Annotated in this window: 6 protein-coding genes; 2 read left to right on the top strand and 4 right to left on the bottom strand. The window is 41.5% G+C overall.

Translation table 11 applies throughout. The annotated features are described in order from the left end of the window. Positions 1–16 precede the first annotated feature (16 nt). Both AC6CH7_RS15555 and AC6CH7_RS15550 read left to right on the top strand, forming a co-directional pair. Positions 17–1,327, top strand: coding sequence for a TolC family protein (locus AC6CH7_RS15555; protein WP_498263626.1), 1,311 nt, complete (start codon positions 17–19; stop codon positions 1,325–1,327). Between the two features lie 18 nt (positions 1,328–1,345). Beyond that, positions 1,346–2,200, top strand: a complete 855-nt coding sequence (locus AC6CH7_RS15550) for an N-acetylglucosamine kinase (protein ID WP_498263625.1) — start codon at positions 1,346–1,348, stop codon at positions 2,198–2,200. A 145-nt stretch (positions 2,201–2,345) separates the two neighbouring features. Here the strand turns inward: AC6CH7_RS15550 and AC6CH7_RS15545 are convergent, their stop codons facing one another. The 4 genes from AC6CH7_RS15545 to AC6CH7_RS15530 form a co-directional block, all read right to left on the bottom strand. Continuing rightward, a complete protein-coding gene (locus AC6CH7_RS15545) occupies positions 2,346–2,858 on the bottom strand; it encodes a GAF domain-containing protein (RefSeq protein ID WP_498263624.1) in 513 nt (170 codons plus the stop codon). Positions 2,859–3,246: 388 nt separating this feature from the next. Beyond that, the gene (locus AC6CH7_RS15540) at positions 3,247–5,241 is read right to left on the bottom strand and encodes an OmpA family protein (protein WP_498263623.1); all 1,995 of its coding nucleotides are present in this window, start codon (positions 5,239–5,241) and stop codon (positions 3,247–3,249) included. Between the two features lie 78 nt (positions 5,242–5,319). Next, positions 5,320–6,315: a PorP/SprF family type IX secretion system membrane protein gene (locus AC6CH7_RS15535; RefSeq protein WP_498263622.1), complete on the bottom strand. Its 996-nt coding sequence runs from the start codon at positions 6,313–6,315 to the stop codon at positions 5,320–5,322. Positions 6,316–6,372: 57 nt separating this feature from the next. Beyond that, complete coding sequence (locus AC6CH7_RS15530; RefSeq protein WP_498263621.1) at positions 6,373–19,629, bottom strand: Ig-like domain-containing protein; 13,257 nt, start codon at positions 19,627–19,629, stop codon at positions 6,373–6,375. Positions 19,630–19,684 lie beyond the last annotated feature (55 nt).

Genomic DNA, 19,684 nt, shown 5'->3' with positions numbered 1-19,684 from the left:
ATTTACAAAGAGAAACATGAAAAAGCTTAACTTTATTTTGATCATACTTCTTGCAGCCTTTGTACAAAATGCATCGGCTCAGGAGAAACTAACGCTTCAACAGGCAATTACCATCGCTTTGCAAAATAATTACGATATAAAACTGGTTAACAATGATTTGCAGATTGCAAAAAACAATACCAATATTGGCAACGCCGGGTTTTTGCCTGGGGTTACAGGGAATTTTGCAACTGACGGGAGTAGACAAAACACTGTGCAGACAACCTCTACCGGTGCCGAAAGAGTTGCCGATGGGGTAAGGAACACTAGTATGAACTATGGTGTTGCGCTGGATTGGACTATTTTTGACGGATTTAAGATGTTTGCCACTTATGATAAGTTAAAGGAATTGCAAAAACAGGGCGAGGTAAACGCAAAAGCCACCATATTAACTACAATTGCTGATGTAATTAATTCATATTATGCAGTGGTAAAACAGCAACAGCTCGTCGTTGCTAATGATAGTGCATTGGATATTTCGAGATTTAGGCTGACCATTGCTGATAACAAACTGCAGCTTGGTAAGGGTTCTAAACTTGATGTTTTAGCCGCTCAGGTTGACTACAACACGGATACGTCTGCTTATTTACAGCAAAAAAACCTGTTACAAACATCAATGATTACCCTTAATCGGGTTATGGCCAGAGCTATTGATACTAAGTTTACTGCGGAAGAGGATATGGACATTGATTACAAACTGAATTATACGTTGCTACAGGAGCAAACGTTACAGTTAAATCCTGATCTACAGAATGCTTTTATTAATAAAAAGGTGGCTGAACTTAGTTTAAAGGAAGTGAAGGGCCAGCGGTATCCGGTGGTTGGTGTAAATGGTGGTTATGCATTTTCAAGAAGTGCTAATCCGACAGGATTTAACCAGAAATTTAGAGGCCAGGGCATCTCTTATGGCTTAACGGCAAGCATGAATATCTTTAATGGTTTTTTACAGCGGCAGAATGAAAGGAATGCTAAGGTGCAGATTAATTCATCGGAAGTGGAGCTTGAGAAAACCAAGCAAACCATTAGCGCCCAGCTGCTAACTGCTTTCGAGAATTATAAAACGAGCTTGGATTTGTTAAAGGTTGAGACTAAAAATGTTGACATTGCCAAGCAAAATCTAGACATCACTTTAGCAAAGTACAGGCTTGGAAGTATTGCCCCTCTGGAACTTAGAGAGGCCCAAAGAAACGCTATAAATGCAGTCACCAGATTTTTAGATGCTCAATATCAGGCAAAACTTGCAGAAATAAGTTTAAAAGAGATAAGTGGCACTTTAAATATCCAATAAGATTAGTATTTTTATCGCATGATTCTAGTAGCAGACAGTGGTTCTTCTAAGACCGATTGGATGGGTTACAGCCCCAATGAAAAAATCAACTTTAGCACTCAAGGAATAAACCCTTATTTCTTAAATGCACATGATATTTTCAAATTGTTTTCAAAGAAGAAAGAAATTGCCCCTTACGCTGATAAGGTTAAAGAAATCTATTTCTTTGGCGCAGGCTGCTCGTCACCTGATAAAATTGAAGTAATCTCCAATGGGATTTCTTCTTTCTTTACCAAGGCTTACGTTTCTGTTGAACATGATTTGATTGGTTCGGCATATGCAACTTGTGGTGACAAAAAAGGATTGACTTGTATTTTGGGTACCGGATCTAATATTTCTTATTACGATGGTAAAGAGGTTCATAATGGGGCACATGGTCTGGGCTATGCTCTTGGGGATGAAGGTTCGGGCACGTACTTTGGTCGCAAACTAATTACAAGCTACCTGTACCATCAGATGCCTGCTGAACTTGCTGTTGAATTTGCTGACACTTATCAAATTGACAAGGAATCTGTTATTACCAATCTTTATCAAAAACCGGCACCGAATATCTACCTGGCCTCGATAAGTCGTTTTATGGCTTCTCATCCTGACCATCCTTTTATCATCAATATTTTACGTGAGGGTTTCCAGGAATTTGTAGATTCTAACATTAAGGATTACCCTAATTACAAAAGCCTTGATACTCACTTTGTAGGCTCTATTGCATTTTACTATCAGGATATTCTGAGAGCGGTTTGTATTGAGAACCAGGTAAAAGTTGGCAAGATATATCAAAAACCTATTGAGGGCATTTACAACTACATCTTAAGAAAAGAAGGCATCACGGTTTAAGCTGTCTTATCTTTTTATACCATAAACAGCGTTTTTCCTCAATCATGTAAATACAATTTAGGGAATCTATATATTCTTACATGAAACCAACCAACTGTCTACCCAGGTTTTAAATAATTATCTTTTCTGGGCTGTAATAGAAGACTTAAGCTACTGCATGGACTGCTATTCGCTTGTCCATTTCGGCGGTTACCATGGAGGCAATCCAATCCAATTTTTTCTGTTCAGTTGAATTAAAGTCTCTATATTGACTGTCTACAATACAAACTGTCCCTACATTAAGCCCCTCCTTAGTAGTGATAACTGCTGAAGCAAAAAATTGTAATCCGAGTTCACCAAGCATCATTGGATTTAAAATTAAACCGGGATTTTTTGTGATGGTTTCAAATTTCACAAGGCTATCCTTCTGTATTGCAATTGAGCATATATTGTTAGTTTGATCAGTGTCTATATCAGCAGATGCCGATTGCTCTGACATACCCCATACTTTATAGTTGTCTACAAAATTGATCATTGCCAAAGGGACATTCGACATCTTTGCTGATATCGCTACTAGTTTGTCAAACACTGGCTCCGGCTTAGTATGCAAAATTTTATATTGCTCTAAATTTTCCAGGCAAGGGTATTCATTTGGTGAAATTACATTGATTCCAATCATACTTACAATTCGCAAAACAATTAAACTTTATCTTATCCCATAGCGCTTGCAATCAAGGCATTGCATAGCAGCTAACACATCTGTTACATGGCAATTACCATACCTGATTTGATATTATGCTTTAAAAAATTGCTTTTTTATGGCTCACGACGAATAAATGTCCCCCCCATTATTAATAGAAGGGGGTTTGTTTAAGATTTATGATTCACAATGAAAACAACGAAGCAGGATTATGTATGACAAAAGCTACAACCCAGGAGAAGTAACCAGGGGTAAACTTTCCCCAAATTGGAATCATTTTCCCGATGTTTATAGACAAGCTTGTAATAAAAAAGAGGCCTTCAAAATTAAAATTCTGAAGGCCTGACAAGAGACGGGTATGAGTATTTTATTTCTTTGTAACCTTAAATTCAGTTCGCCTATTAAGGGCACGTCCCTCAGGGTTGTCCTTACCATTAGGTAGTTCATTAGGAGCTACTGGTTTTGTTTCACCATAGCCTCTACTTGTCATTCTTGAAATAGGTATTCCTTTGGAAACCAAATAGTCTACACAAGATTTCGCTCTTCTCACTGACAGATCCATATTATAAGCATCTGAGCCCTTGCTATCTGTATGTGCGCTTAGCTCGATTTCAATTTTAGGGTTATCCTCCATTATTGAAAATAAATGATCCAGCTTACCTTTTGAATCTTCGGTCAGCGTTGCTTTATCAAACTCATACAGAACATCCTTAAGTACTATAGGCTTGTCAATTTCATAAGGAGTTAAACAGATATCAGGACTAAATAAGGTGTCTTTTTTTGCTAAATCATCATAACCGAAATTTAAAATCTTGGAGAAGTATTTATCTTTTTCTGCTGTTAGCTTTAGCTTACGATTAGAATTTACTTTGAAGGTGTATTCTCCTGCTTGATTTGTAGTGGTTTTAAGTGTTTGCAGCGAATCAACAAGTATAATGGTGGCATCTTGTAGAGGCTGTTTTGTATCGCAATCGTAAACGACACCTTTGACGGTAAGGTATTCACGTTTTACGTTAAAAACCTCGAGACAACAAAGAGATTCACGATCTGAACTAATATAACCTTCGGTGTCAGAATTATCAGAAGGAGTATAATATATATCGTCTTTTGATGAGTTAAATGGATAACCAACATTGCGAGGCTCTGACCAATTCGTGAAATCACCGTCACTTTCATAAAAATCAAATCCACCCATTCCTATTCTGCCATTACTGCTAAAAAGTAATTTATTGGTTTGAGCATTATAGTATGGAGCCTGATCATCTTCAGGAGAGTTCACCTTATTCCCTAAATTTATCGCTTGCCCTAATGATCCATCAGCTCTTAAAGGGCAATACCATAAATCATATTTACCTTGTCCACCAGGTCTGTTAGACGAGAAGATCAAGTACTTGCCATCTTGAGTAACAAAAGGCTGGATGGCATTAAATCCCTTAACATTTACTTGGCTTCCTAGTTCAACAGGATCGCCCCATCCTTTATCCGACGAGGTTAGCTGATAGACCTTTTTGTCTCCCTGAGCTGTCCAGCTGGTAATATAAATTGCCTTTCCGTTTGGATGAAAAGCCGGAGCTGCTGATTCTTTGTTTAAACTGTTTAACGCTACTTTTTTAATGGTAATACCGCCTGTTAAAGGATTCCCGGGAGTTTCGTATACAGCATTCAAATACTGGGTTTCTTTTTTTGACACCTTAGCATTATTCTGATCAGTTAAGATTTCCTTCTTGCCTGGATCACCGACCGGTCTGGAAGATGTAAAGTAAAATTTACTGTCTTTTATAACTGGTGTATAGTTCGATCCTTTTTGATTAATGTCGTTTTGAAGCTTGGTTAACTTAAACAACCTTGGGTAGCGCAATTCAAATAATGCAAACTGACAAGAAGCTATTTCAGATTTTGTTTTTGCGGCATAAGCATCATTAAGTTTATACTTGCCGGCAAATTCGTTGAAAGCCGTAATTGCTTCTTCAAATTTTTGATTAGCTCTCAGTGATTCGGCATACCAGAATGTAGCGAGTACATATTTGGGATCCTTAAAATCCTTTGCCAAGGCATACCATTTCTCTGCATCAGTAAAGTTTTTATAATTCCTTAAAGATTCAGCCAATTGAAATACGCTGTATTCGTAATCTTCCTTTTTAGGATTATCTTGTTTAATCTTATTTGCAAAACCATAAGGCACTACAAACCCAGCACTATCTGCTGAGGATAGTTGCAGTGATCTTTTATAATATTCTGCAGCTGCGTAATACTCTTTATTTTGAAAATAGACATCCGCTACTCTCTTACTATTGGTTACAAATTGCGCATTAGCAGCAGTTGTGAATAAGCACAGGATCAGTAATGTTTTAAGCAGTTTCATCTGTAAATGATTTATTTATGTTTAGGTGGTCAGATGGAGCTCGCATGATGAATCATGCTCGGTTCATATCGCGTTAGTTTATAATCTTGGACAAAAGAAGTTAGGGCCTGTAATTCCCTTTCTACTGGTAAATGAAATGGATAACTCTAACCCTCCCTGATTGCGCGTAGCTCTACTTAAACTTGAAGTGTTAAAATCATAACTTACCCCAAAGACCATATTTTTTAGGTGTAATCCAAAGAAAGCCATTGCAGCATCATCAACCCTATAGTTAGACCCGAAAAGCAAATCCGATTCCTGATTAAGCATAAACTGTGCATAAGCACCGATTGCTATTTCACGTGCATTACCTTGTTTCATGTATAGCCCGTTTGGTGTAATATCAAGAACTTCTGACATTTTAATTCTGGCACCACCATGAGCGGCGTATCTAATTGGCATACGAACGCTATTCCCTAAAAACTTGTCGACCGGTCTGGTAATATGCCCCGCCATTGCACCTCCAAATACGTTAACCCTTTGTCCCGGATTTCCATCGAAATACATAAATCCTGCATTCACATCCGGCACTAACGTGTTAGATGATGCAAAAGATTCGTTTATTCCAAAATTAGGATCGTAACCCGTTATTGGGTTGAACTGTGCGCCCAGGGTAATCTTTGATGGATCAAAGCTTTTATTCAGAATCCCAGCTTGCAAACCAAAGTTTATCATGTTTAAACCGATCTTTCCGAAGTGGATACGATAAGCTCCTGAAACCATTGCGCTTAGGTGATTATAACTAATATCTCCAGCATTCTGATTCAAAACCATTGCACCAAATGCTAAGTTTTTAACCGGGGCCATGTCAAATGACGCTCCCCCGGTTAAAAATGAATTTGAAATAGTTCCCCACTGTTGTTTGGCATTCAAGGAAACCCTGTATTCACCGTCCGTTACCCCGGTTAGTGCTGGGTTTAGCCATAGCGGGTGGGCGTAGTATTGAGAGAAGTGCGGATCAATCTGTGCAACCACCCTTACAGCTCCCAAACTTAAAAACGCTCCTAGTGCTATTATTTTTATTAGTTTCTTCATAACAAATTTGTTTTTCGAGTTTTTAGGTAAATGATTAATATTAACTGGAAACATCTTTTATCTTAATAGGGTTATTGTGCCTTTTTTAGTGGTTTTAGTCCCGTCATTAAATTCCGCTTCCAGGAAATATACATATACACCGTTCGGTTGTATATCACCTTTATACGTTCCATCCCATCCATTTTGAATGTTTAATGATTCGTAAATAAATTGTCCCCATTGATTGTACACACGCAACTTCATTTTTGCAATGGTATTTCCGTACACGTACAGAATATCATTTTTACCATCATTATTTGGTGTAAATGTATTAGGGACAAAAACTGTGTTTCCTAAAGGATTATCGCTCTTAGCGGTTAAGCTGGTTGCATCACTCAGTTGACAGTCAAGCTGACCTTTAGCCCTAACTCTTATCGTTACACTTTGATCAGGTTTCAAACCAGCAACCAGATAAGTAGTTCCGGTAGCTCCACCTGTAGGTGCCACCCATGTTACTCCGTTATCTAATGATACTTCGTAAGCAGTTGCTCCTGGTATTGAATTCCACTCGAATGTTATTTCTGTTGCTTTGTTTTCTTTAACCGTAACCACTGGTGCATCCAGTTTACCTAGTACAGTTACCACAACCGATGTGCGTGTTGTACTTGAGCACCCTGCTGCATTGCTACTTTCTACATAGTAAGTTGTGGTTGCTGTTAATGCCGGCGTAATAAATGTAACACCCTGAGCAATTGAAGTTCCTCCAGTTGCAGCCGTATACCAACTATATGTAAGTGCTGCATCAGGATTGGTTACAGTTAGTGTAGCCGTTGTACCTGAACACAATGGACCTTCAGCTCCCGATATTGCAGTTGGCGCTGTAGGAATTGGTGAAGCATTTACTTTAACTGCTGTACGACCAGCACTTACACAAGATGCTGTTGAAGCTTCTACATAATATGTAGCAGTTGTTGTTATTGCAGGCGTAGTAAAGCTTGTGCCTGTACCAACAGCTGTTCCTCCTATTGCAGTGGTATACCATTTGTAGGTTACGCCATTAGTTTGAGGGCTTGAAACACTCAATACAGCCGGAGTTCCTATACAAGCATCTAGCACTGCTGAAACTACAATTGGTGTTAGTGGTTTTGGTGAAACAGTTACTGTTACTTTAACCCTGCCAGTTGCGTTTCCACAACCTGAAGCGCTTACTGCCAATACATAGTAATCTGTATTACTGGTTAAGGTAGGGGTGGTGAATTGTTCACCAGTAAATAATAATGTTCCTCCTACTGACGCACTGTACCATTGGTACAAGATTCCTGCCTCAGCATTATTTACTTTTAACACAGTTGATTCGCCACTGCATATGCTTGTTCCTGCACTGGCCACATCTGGTGTTTCTGGTAAAGGATTAACTGTTAAAGTAACCACTTTTGCACTAGCGGCAAGGTTCTCACATCTGTTACTTCCTCTTACTGTTACATAATAAGTAGTGGTTGCGGTAAGAGCCGGAGTAGTAAACGCTGCACCTGTGAACACAGCATCAGTTAATGCCGCATCGCTGTACCAGGTAAACACTGGATTAGTTACTGTAGTGCTTGTTGCAGTTAATCTTGCCGTAGTACCTGCACAGAATGGTGCCCCTGCTCCGGCTACTGCAACATCTGCAGCAGTTGCGGGTGGATTAACTGTCAATGTTACCACTTTCGCTGTTGCTGCTGTGTTTTCGCATCTATTATCTCCGCTAACTGTCACATAATAATTAGTTGTTGCAGTAAGTACAGGAGTAGTGAACCCTGCTCCTGTAAACACAGCATTAGTTAATGCTGCGTCACTATACCAGGTAAATACTGGATTAGTTACTGTAGTACTTGAAGCAGTTAATGTTGCTGTAGTACCGGCACAGAATGCAGCATTATTTCCTGCTACATTAAGATCTGCTGCAGATGATGGTGGATTAACCACTACCGTTACTGCTTTCGCCGAGGCTGCACTATTTTCACATTTATTATCTCCGCTAACAGTTACATAGTATGTTTTGGTTGCAGTTAATACTGGAGTCTCGAACGTAGGGCCTGTGAAGACTACCGTCGTTAAAGCAGCATCGCTGTACCAGGTAAATACCGGGTTAGTTACTGTAGTAGTAGTTGCTTTCAAAGTAGCTTTTGTGCCTGCACAGAATGCGGCATCGTTACCTGCTAGATTGATATCAGCAGCCGTTGCTGGTGGATTAACCGTTACGGTTACCACTTTTGCATTAGCGGCAGCTGTTTCGCATTTGTTAGTTCCTCTTACGGTTACGTAGTAAGTGGTTGTAGCAGTAAGAACTGGCGTTTGGAATACCGGACCCGTGAAAGCAACTGTTGTTAGCGCAGCATCACTGTACCAGGTAAATATAGGGCTGGTTACGGTAGTGGTGCTTGCTGTTAAGGTTGCTTTTGAACCTGCACATAGTGGAGCAGTATTACCTGCAACACTTAAGTCAGCAGCTGTCGCCGGCGGGTTAACCGTTACGGTAACCACTTTTGCACCTGCAGCTAAGTTTTCACATTTATTGCTTCCTCTTACGGTTACATAATATTTAGTTGTAGCGGTAAGTATTGGTGTAACGAATTTAGCACCGGTAAATACCGCATTTGTTAATGCTGCATCTGTATACCAGGTAAATACCGGACTAGTTACTGTAGTGCTTGAGGCATCCAAAGTAGCCGTTGTTCCTGTACACAATGGTGAGTCGGCACCTTTAACTATTATATCCGCAGCTGTTGCTGGTGGATTCACTGTTAAGGTGATGATTTTCGCATTTCCTGTTGCATTCTCGCACTTATTAGAACCACGAACCGTTACATAATAAGTAGTAGTTGCTGTAAGAGCAGGGGTATTAAATACCGGACCTGTGAAGGCTACTGTAGTTAAAGCAGCATTGCTGTACCAGGTAAATATTGGATTGGTAACCGTAGTACTGCTGGCTACTAATCTGGCTATGTTTCCTGAACAGAATGGCGCATCTGCACCAGACACACTAATATCAGTAGCCAATGCTGGTGGATTAACCGTTACAGTTACTGTTTTTGCGGTAGCTCCTGTATTTTCACATCTGTTGGATCCTTTAACTGTTACATAGTATGTAGTAGTTGCAGTAAGCACAGGAGTATCAAATGTTGCACCTGTAAATACGAGCTTAGTCAATGCTGCATCACTATACCAGTTAAATATTGGAGCTGTTACTGTAGTCGTAGTTGCTATCAGTTTCGCTTTTGTACCAGCACAGTATGGCACATCTGCACCTGCCACATTGATATCGGCAGCTGTTGCAGGAGGGTTAACCACTACTGTTACTGCTTTCGCAGTGGCGGCTGTATTTTCACATTTATTGCTACCCCTTACTGTCACATAGTAAGTTTTAGTTGCAGTTAATATTGGTGTTTTGAAAATTGGTCCTGTGAATACAACTGTTGTTAAGGCTGCATCACTATACCATGTGAACACCGGTGATAATACGGTAGCACTACTTGCCGATAAGGTGGCAATTGCTCCTGCGCAGAATGGCGCATCGTTACCAGTAACACTGATATCAGATGCAATCGCAGGAGGGTTTACAGTTAAGGTTACGATTTCTGCACCTGAAGATAAGTTCTCACACTTGTTAGATCCGCTAACGGTTACATAATACGTAGTTGTCGCTGCCAGTGCAGGGATCGTAAATTTAGCCCCTGTAAATACGAGTTTAGTTAATGCAGCATCGCTGTACCAGTTAAATATCGGATTGGTGACAGTAGTAGTAGTTGCAGTAAGTTCAACGCTAGCACCCGCGCAGAATGGCGCGCCTGCTCCTGCTACATTCAGATCAGCGGCTGTTGCTGGTGGATTTACCGTAACGGTAACCACTTTAGCACCCGCAGCTGTATTTGCACATTTATTAGCTCCGGTTACTGACACATAATAAGTTGTTGTGGCTGTAAGAAGCGGAGTATTGAATATATCGCCTTGGAATACAACATCAGTTAATGCGGCATCACTGTACCAGGTAAATACCGGATTAGTTACAGTAGTACTGCTTGCTGTTAATTTAGCTGAAGTTCCTGCGCAGAATGGTGCAGTTGCTCCCGCAACATTTATATCAGCTGCTACTGCAGAAGGGTTAATCGTTAATGTAATTTTAGTGCGTGGGGTTGTATTCGCACAAGAATTTCCATTCACTGCCTCTACATAGAAATTATGAGTTCCTACCGCCAGAGTTGCAGGTGTGGCATAAGTATTGGTATTGCTTGCCAACAGATTTCCACCTGTTAGGGCATCGTACCAGTTGAAAGTAACTCCTGTTACAGGATTCACAGCTAATGTTGCCGAAGTGTTAGGGCAAGTACTTGCTGGGTTTCCTGTTGCGGCTACCGGAGCGCTTGGTGCTGCAAGAATTGTTACTGTTATTTTTGTTTTAGCACTTAAACAACCAATAACATCATTAACAGCTGCTACATAGAAATCGTAAGTTCCAGCAGCAAGAGTTGGGTCGGTTGCAAGACTCACACCATCTTTTCCTGTTAAGTAATTAATGCTTTGCCCGTTGCGTAAGAACCATTTGTAAGTAAGACCAGATACTGGGTTTTTAACAAACAGATTTGCCGAAGTACCAGTACATGCTGTGGCAGTGGCACTCTGTACTGTTGGCGCTACCAGGATACGTTGAGCATAGTTAAAGTCGAGCGTGGTTAACACAGCGGCTAAACCAGATCTTAATCTTAACTCTACACCATCAAATTGTTTTTGTGGTACGTAAGTAATGATTGCTTCGCCATTACCGCTAAGGATCTCTACATTCACAATTGGGTTGCTCACAAGAAGCATATCGTTATTGCTTACTCCGTTATTTAGGGTTTTTACTTCAATAGAAGGTAAAACACCTAATGAAAGTAATTTACCCGGAGAGATGATACGTAATCTAAGTGTATCACCTAGGTTGCTGAGACCACCAGTGAAACCTACTTGTTGATAAACGGAAGCACCTAAGGCGCCTACCGGCATCACAAAAGAAGATCCGCTTTCTGTGTTGTTGTCCACTGCAAATCCAGGGTTGAATACTGCTGTTAATATAGCAACTCCATCAACGCCATCTTTGATTGCTACTGTTGCTCCCTGACATGGAACTGCTTGTGGATCCGCTTTTGGAAGAATAGTAACATTAACACTTGCAGCAGCAGAAGCAGGACATGCGCCTGTTAATTCCACTGTTACATAGAATGTTTTAATGATTGGTGCATTGGTTAAATTATCTAGTGGCCCTGTTGTGTATTGTGCGCCTGTATGAACTAATGTTGTTAAAGCAGCATCACTGTACCATTTAAAGGTGGCACCAGCTGTACTTGAAGTAGCAACAAGCACTGCAGGAGAACCAGAACTAATGGTTACAGCTGCTGGAGTAATTACAGGCGGGTTTAAGCTACCTACATTAATAGTAGCTGTTGCTCTTGCTGAAGTACCACATGAAGTTTGTGCTTCTACTGAATAAGAAGTCTGGGCGGCTCCTACTGTTGCAGTAAATGTCACACCGTCCTTACCAGTTTGATAAACACCGTTACCATTGTACCATCTGTAAGTTACGCCAACAAGTGGATTACTTACTTGAATGGTAACCTGATTTCCAACGCAACTGTTAATAGTTGAATTAACCAACACCGGTGTTGTTGGGGCCGGAGTAACAATTACATTAACCGCTGTTCTATAGCTAGTACATCCCGAAGCAGTAACTGCTTCAACATAGAATTTGGCGTTAGCTGCTAATGCAGGTGTTGTAAAGGTGGCGCCATCTTTTCCGGCTTGATAAACACCAGTTTCATTGTACCATTTATATGTGATACCCGGTTGAGCAGTTTGAACTGCTAAAGTAGCCGTTTGATTTGCACAGATTGTTACATTTTGTGAGGTAACAACTGGTGCTACGACTACACGTTGTGCATAATTGAAATCTACGGTAGATAACACTCCGGCTAAGCCTGAGTTTAAGCGAACTTCAATTTTATTAAATCTTTTTGTTGGCACGAAAGTTACCAAAGCCTCTGTGTTTCCACTTAGCAATTCAATACGAACAAGTTGATTGTTTAATGAAACAGCATCACCGTTACTTGTATTACCACTGTAGGTACCTATCATAATATTTGACAGTAAACCTATTGAAAGTAGCTTACCTGGAGCACTTATAGATACACGAACCGTATCACCCACATTTGAAAGTGTGGTAAAGCCTACTCTTTGATAAACAGATGCGTTAAGTAAGCCGACAGGCATTACTAGTGATGATCCGGTTTTAGAGTTGTCGTCGATTGCCAGCAGTGGGTTGAATACTCCTGCAAGAAGTGCAACGCCATCAACACCATTTTCTTGAGTTGTTGGTGCTTCACAGGCAATAGGATTTGGTCCGCCACCGTTTACTATGATGGTTACCTGTGCACGAGCAGAAGAAGTACAACCTGATGCATTTTTAGCCTCAAGGAAATATGTAGTTGTTGCGGTAAGTGGAGGAGTAACATAAGTTGGGCCAGTAAATACTGGTGTAGTAGAAGTAGCTGATGTATACCAGTTGAAAGTAACATTTGCATCTGATGACGTTCCTGTTAATACAGCTGTCTGACCTACGTTCACTGTAGTTGCAGAAGCAGAAATTTGCGGTAGTACAGGACGCGGATTTACTGTAACCGGCACCGCTAATCTAGTTGCACTTACACAACTTCCATTTGCAGCCTCTACATAATAGGTAATACCTGAAGTTAATACAGGAGTAGTAAATGTTGATCCCGTAAATACAGCTGTACCTCCAGTTGCCGTTGTGTACCATTTGTAATCAGTACCAGCTACCGGAGCGGTTACCGAAATTACAGCTGAAGATCCTGAACAAACAGGAGCTACGGCAGCTACAGCTGGAAGAGCCGGCGCGGTAGTTACTTTAACAGTAACCGGAACACGCGTGGCATTTGCACAACTACCTTTACTTACTTCTATATAATAAGTTGTTGTTGCTGTTAATACTGGTGTAGTAAAGTTTTCACCTGTATGTAGTAAAGTTCCCGCAGTAGCAGCACTGTACCATCTTAAGGTTGTTCCACCGTTTGCAGCGGCAGAAAGTACAGTGGCACTTCCAGAGCAGATTGTTTGACCTGCAGCTGAAACTGTTGGGTTAGGGTAAACAATTGTAGCACCATATACATTAAGGTTTACTAAAACATTAGCAAGGCCTTCGGCTCTTACTTCTACCCTATCGTAAACGCCTCCTGCAGGTAAAGTTGCGGCAAAGCGGTTACCACTCAATAATGTTAATTTAAGTAGTGAAGACTGAAGGTTATATGTTTTAACCACAGATGTACCATTCATTACCGTTACTTTGATGCCACCCAATAAAGTAACATCTGCAAGACCTCCTGGAGTTTCCAGATCCAAACGGATACTATCAGTAGCTACGCCTGGGCCAGCAAAAATCAAACGTTGATATCCTGAGCCTCCAACTCCTACCGGAAGAGAGATCGTAGTGAAGTTTGTAAAGTTGTTATCAACTGAATTACCAGCATTCTGAATTGTACATAGTACACAGATGCCTTCAATTCCACTTTGCTGACTGTTTGCCGCATTACAATTAGGATTAACAGGTCCACCTAATACCGTTACGGTAACAGGAACTCTGGTAGCACTTGTACAACCTGAAGCATTGGATGTTTCCACATAATAAGTAGTGGTAGCAGATAGTGGTGGAGTGGTGTAAGATGCTCCCTGAGCTAGTGCTACACCACCTGTAGGTGCACTATACCATTTAATTGTTATGCCTGCAGGAGCAGTTGCTGCTAATGTTGCCGTCTGTCCTGCACTGATTGTTGAATTATTAGTTGAAATTGTTGCAAGAGCCGGTAAAGCATTCACCGTTACGGCAACTGCAGTACGTGTTGCACTGGTACAATTACCTGCTGATGCTTCTACATAATAAGTAGTTGAAGCAGTTAATACAGGAGTAGTAAAGCTGGAGCCTGTAAATAATGATGCTCCACCAGTTGCTGCAGCATACCATTTATAAGTTACACCACTTACCGGCGTAGTAACTGCAAGAACAGCTGCTGATCCAGAACAAACCGGAGTAACGGCGGCTACCACTGGGGTGGCTGGAGCTGTTGTTACCGTTACGGTAACCGGAATACGTTTTAAGTTTGCGCAACCATCTTTGCTCACCTCTATATAATAAGTAGTATTGGCAGTTAATGCTGGCGTAGTAAAGGTATTACCTGTAGCCAGAGCTGTTGTGCTGCTTGCTGAAGCATACCATTTCAGGGTAGTTCCTCCATTTGCAGTTGCAGTTAACGTAGCAGTACTACCTGAACAGATTGTTTGTCCGGTTGCCGCTACTGTTGGATCTGGGTAAATGATAGTTGCACCATAAACATTATAGGTAGTTAATGCGGAAATTACTGCACCGAAACGAATTTCGACACGGTCGTAAACACCGCCCGCAGGGACGGTTACATTAACCCTGCTTCCACTTAACAGTACAAGGTTTAATAATGATGAGTTTAATGGGTAAGATTTTACAACGGTGGTACCGTTTAGAACAGTAACTGTAGTTCCAGTCAATACGCCTACATCTGCCAGGCCAGTTGGAATTCCAAGGTCTAAACGAATGCTATCTGTAGCTGATCCTGTTTTACCAAAGATCAGGCGCTGATAACCACTGGCTCCTACTCCTACCGCAAGATGGATGCTGGTAAAATTGGTCAGGTTCGCATCTGTAGAAGCTCCGGCGTTTTCAACACCGCACAATAAACAGATACCATCAATGCCGCTTTGTTGACTGGTTGCCGCGTTACAAGGCAGGCCACCGGATATTGGTGTAACTGTAACTGTAACCGGAACCCTGGTTGTGCTCACACAGCCCGAAGCACTTTCTGTTCCTACATAGTAAGTAGTAGTAGCGTTTAATGCAGGAGTAGTGTAGTTAGGGCCTGTTGATAAAGCTACCCCACCTGTTGCTGCTGCAAACCATTTAATGGTGCTGCCTGCTTCAGCACTCGCACGAAGTGTAACACTTTGTCCTGAGCTGATGTTTTCATTAGCGGTAAGGATCGAAGCTAAGGCGGGAGCAGGATTAATCGTTACTGTAACAGCTGTACGGCTGCTTACTGCTGTACCTGAAATTGCTTCAACATAATAAGTAGTAGTGGCAGTTAATGCCGGAGTGGTAAAGCTTGCGCCCGAAGCAATTGAAGTACTTCCGGTTGCAGCATACCATTTATAGGTTACACCAGAAAGCGTGTTGCTTACGGTTAAGGTTGCTGTTGTTCCACTGCAAGTGGTAACACCTGCAACTACAGGAGCACCAACATTTACCAGTAATGCATAATCTGTGCTGGTTGAAATACCGGTATTGTCTGTAGCTGTTAATTTTATAGTAAAGCTTCCTCCCAATGTTGGAGTGCCGCTGATTTTACGTGTTATTGGGTCAAAGGTTAATCCTGCTGGAACACCTGTTGCGGCATAGGTATATGGTGCTGTTCCACCACTTACGGCAGGCAAAGTTTGCGCTGCATATACTGTACCTACCAAGCCGTTTGGCAACGTAGCTGCCGGAAGAACCAGCACCCCGTTTACCTTAATCGCATAAGTTTGTGTTACTGTTTTACCAGTAGCATCCTTAGCTGTTACACTTACATTACTTATTCCTGAAGCAGTTGGAGTGCCTGTAATCTGGCGGGTAGCCGCATCAAAGCTTAAGCCTGCAGGCAGGTTGGTTGCAGTATAAGTATAAGGTCCTGTTCCGCCGGTTGCCGAAGGAATAGTTTGAGCAGGATAAACTACCCCTACTGTACCATCAGGAAGTACTTTTGGTGCAAGCGCCAAAGGATTTCCGACTTTAATGGTATAGTTAGTGGTTACGGTTTTACCATCCGCATCGGTTACTGTTACCGGAACAGTAAATGTTCCTACAGTAGTTGGTGTACCATCAATCTTATTGGTTAAAGGATCAAAGGTTAATCCCGGAGGAAGACCTGTTGCTGCATAAGTATAAGGTCCTTTACCTCCTGTTGCAGATGGGATAGTTTGTGTTGGATATAATGTACCCACGGTACCATCAGCTAAAACAGCAGTTGGCAATACCAGTGGATCTCTAACAATAATGGTGTAATCTCTTCTTACTGTATTTCCGTTTGCATCAGTTACTGTTACCGGAACAGTATAGGTACCTGGTGCTGTAGGTGTTCCTGAGATCACACGTGTAGTAGGGTTAAAAGTTAATCCCGGAGGCAGGTTAGTTCCAGTATAAACATATGGACCGGTTCCGCCTGTTGCAGCCGGAAGAGTTTGTGGTGGATAAACTGTACCCACTATTCCGTTTGGAAGTGTTGCATCAGCTAATGCTAAAGCAGCTGTTACCTTTAACGTATATGCCGCAGTTGCATTGCAGCTTTTGCTGTCGGTAGCCACAATAGAGAAGGTGAAATCACCTGCTGCTGTTGGTGTACCGCTGATCACTCCGCTGGCTGACAAAGTCAGACCTGCAGGAAGTGTGCTGCCTGAAGCAAGTGTATAAGTAAATGCAGGAGTGCCTCCTGTTGCCGCATTGATCTGTTTTGAATATATTGAATTTACTGTAGCATTGCTTAATGTAGTCGTTGCAAAAACGATAGCCGGGTTTACTGTAACTGTAACCGGCACACGCTCTACATTTGAACAAGTTCCTTTTGTTACTTCTATATAATAAGTAGTATTAGCAGTTAATGCAGGAGTAGTGAAGGTATTACCTGTCGCCAGAGCTGTTGTGCTGCTTGCTGAAGCATACCATTTCAAGGTGGTTCCGCCGTTAGGAGCAGCAGTTAATGTAGCAGTACTACCTGAACAGATTGCCTGTCCGGTTGCCGCTATTGTTGGATTTGGATAAACTACCGTTGCACCATAGATGTCTAAATCATCTAAAGCGGAAACCAATGCCCCAATGCGGATCTCTACCCTATCGTAGATACCCCCTGCAGGAACTGTGGCTTTAAATCTGTTGCCACTTAACAGGCTTAGTTTTACTAGTGAAGAGTTTAATGGATATGTGTTTACTACATTGTTACCATTTAAAACAGTCACCGTAGCACCACCAAGTAAACTTACATCGGCAAGACCTGTCGGGGTCGCAAGATCTAATCGGATGCTATCTGTAGCCGATCCTGGATTGGCAAAGATCAATCTCTGATAACCGCTGGCCCCTACTCCCACTGCAAGGTGGATGCTGGTAAAATTGGTCAGGTCCGCATCTGTAGAAGCTCCGGCGTTTTCAACACCGCACAATAAACAGATACCATCTATACCGCTTTGTTGACTGGTTGCTGCATTACAAGGCAGGCCACCAGATATTGGTATCACAGTAACTTTGACTGCAACTCTGCTGGCACTAACGCAACCTGATCCGTTTTCTGTCCCCACATAATAGGTAGTGGTAGTTGTCAATGCAGGAGTGGTAAAGCTTGTTCCTGTAGCTAGTGCTACACCTCCGGTTGGGGCAGCATACCATTTAATGGTATTTCCTGCACCTGTCGTGGCTTGAAGGGTAGCCGTTTGTCCGGAACTGATGGTTTCATTTGGTGTCGTAATCGAAGCAAGAGCGGGAATCGGACTAACGGTCACTAATACTTGAGTTCTTGTTGGACTAATACAAGTACCTGAAACAGCTTCTACATAATAGGTAGCATTAGCTGTTAAAGCCGCAGTTGTGTAACTGTTCCCAGAGGCAAGCTCAGTTCCTCCAGTTGCTACCGAATACCATTTATATATAACTCCTGCTACCGGACTACTAATATTAAGGGTTGCTGTTAAACCCGAACAGATAGGAGCCACTGTTGCTACAGTTGGCAAACTAGGAACAGCTGTAACAGTTATTTTTGCACTATCTAAATCTGACTCGCCTGCACATCCAGCTTTTTGAGCTGATAAATAATATGTATAAACACCAGCAGCAAGATTATTGTCTGAGTAGGTTGGGCCAGTTGCTCCAGATAAAAGAACTTTAGCCGTCGCTCCTGTCGTAGATCTATACCAATTATAGGTATAGCCTGCGTTTGGATTGTTTACCGAAAGCGCAACTTGATTACCACATACACTAGCAGCACCATTGGTTAGCCCACCAAATAATGGTTTCTCAACTGTTTGATATGCCTCATGTATATTTAATCCCCCTGAAAGAATATTTCCACCAACAGCGAGGGCATTGTTTATGCCTATTTTTACACGGTCAAATGGGGCACCTGGTTTAAAGAATATAGGTGTTGGAGTAGCGTTCGATAATAACCCGAGAAGATCAAGAGATAATAAACTACTCAAAGAAGTAGGAGTTCCAACTGGAGTATTACCATTATATGCTTGTACAGTAATTGTTTTAGCCAAGTCTACACTCAGTAAACTCCCAGGTTTAGACAAGAGAACTTTGGCATAATCATTTGCTCCGGATAAACCATTTAGATATATAGTTTGAGAAACGGCTGAGCCCAACCCTACTAATCCTGACTGTAGTGTAGAAAAGGTACCCGCATTCCCATCTATTGCTCTTTCTGGATTTATTAACAAACTAGTTAAAGAAACATTTAATCCTGAAAACTCTCCAATGTTTGTAAATATAGAAGGAGCACAATTTTGATCAGCAACAGTAACGCCGTCATAGACATTCATATTAACCGAAGCACCTAATGCCAGACCAAGAAGATTACCTCTAAATCTAAGTCTTACACGTACAGAATTATATGCTTGTGTAGAAGTTACCGCAAAGTAATTTTTTCCAGCTGCATCTTTTACAACCATGGTACTTACGTTGTTCGCCGGAACTACAGTTCCGTTACTTCCTGCTGATGCTCCAGAATAGGCATCCAGCTGCACAAGATTTTGTTTTAGTAAACCCGTTAAGTCCCCAATGATATTTATTAAATCCAAACTCAGACCTCCTCCCCCTGTTGGTTGATCAAATCTGATGTAAGAAGTTTTGCCGGCAGTGATGGTGGAAGGAAATTTCAATTGTAGCCAAGCTTCTCCTTCCCCTGTAGCTAAACCCAATATACTATTGTAGTTAGCGGTCAGAGTCGCGTAGTTTGTCAGACTAGCATCCGCAACATTCTCCGGAGTGACTACTGCACCCGCGTCTGCGCCAGGGTTATTGTTAACTGTTGGAATACCCAGAAGTGAATAATATCCAACTAGTCCGCTTGAAGGAGTCGTGGTTGCATAAGTTTTAGCTTGCGCATACGATTTCGTATTTAATAACGTTATAGTTACAATACTTATAAGAACAAGAATAGACTTTTTAAGATTTCCTGGTAGGGTAGATGTCCATTTCATAGGAGAGGGATTGAGATTATCTATATTTACTTGGTACAATTTTACTCATAGATTA

It is taken from the genome of Pedobacter sp. GQ55 (assembly GCF_059758925.1).
This window is presented reverse-complemented; position numbering and strand designations above follow the sequence as displayed.

Coding starts and splice junctions, on each gene's coding strand:
- AC6CH7_RS15545 (WP_498263624.1), bottom strand. CDS start 2,858: ATGATTGGAATCAATGTAATTTCACCAAATGAATACCCTTGCCTGGAA.
- AC6CH7_RS15535 (WP_498263622.1), bottom strand. CDS start 6,315: ATGAAGAAACTAATAAAAATAATAGCACTAGGAGCGTTTTTAAGTTTG.
- AC6CH7_RS15530 (WP_498263621.1), bottom strand. CDS start 19,629: ATGAAATGGACATCTACCCTACCAGGAAATCTTAAAAAGTCTATTCTT.
- AC6CH7_RS15550 (WP_498263625.1), top strand. CDS start 1,346: ATGATTCTAGTAGCAGACAGTGGTTCTTCTAAGACCGATTGGATGGGT.
- AC6CH7_RS15555 (WP_498263626.1), top strand. CDS start 17: ATGAAAAAGCTTAACTTTATTTTGATCATACTTCTTGCAGCCTTTGTA.
- AC6CH7_RS15540 (WP_498263623.1), bottom strand. CDS start 5,241: ATGAAACTGCTTAAAACATTACTGATCCTGTGCTTATTCACAACTGCT.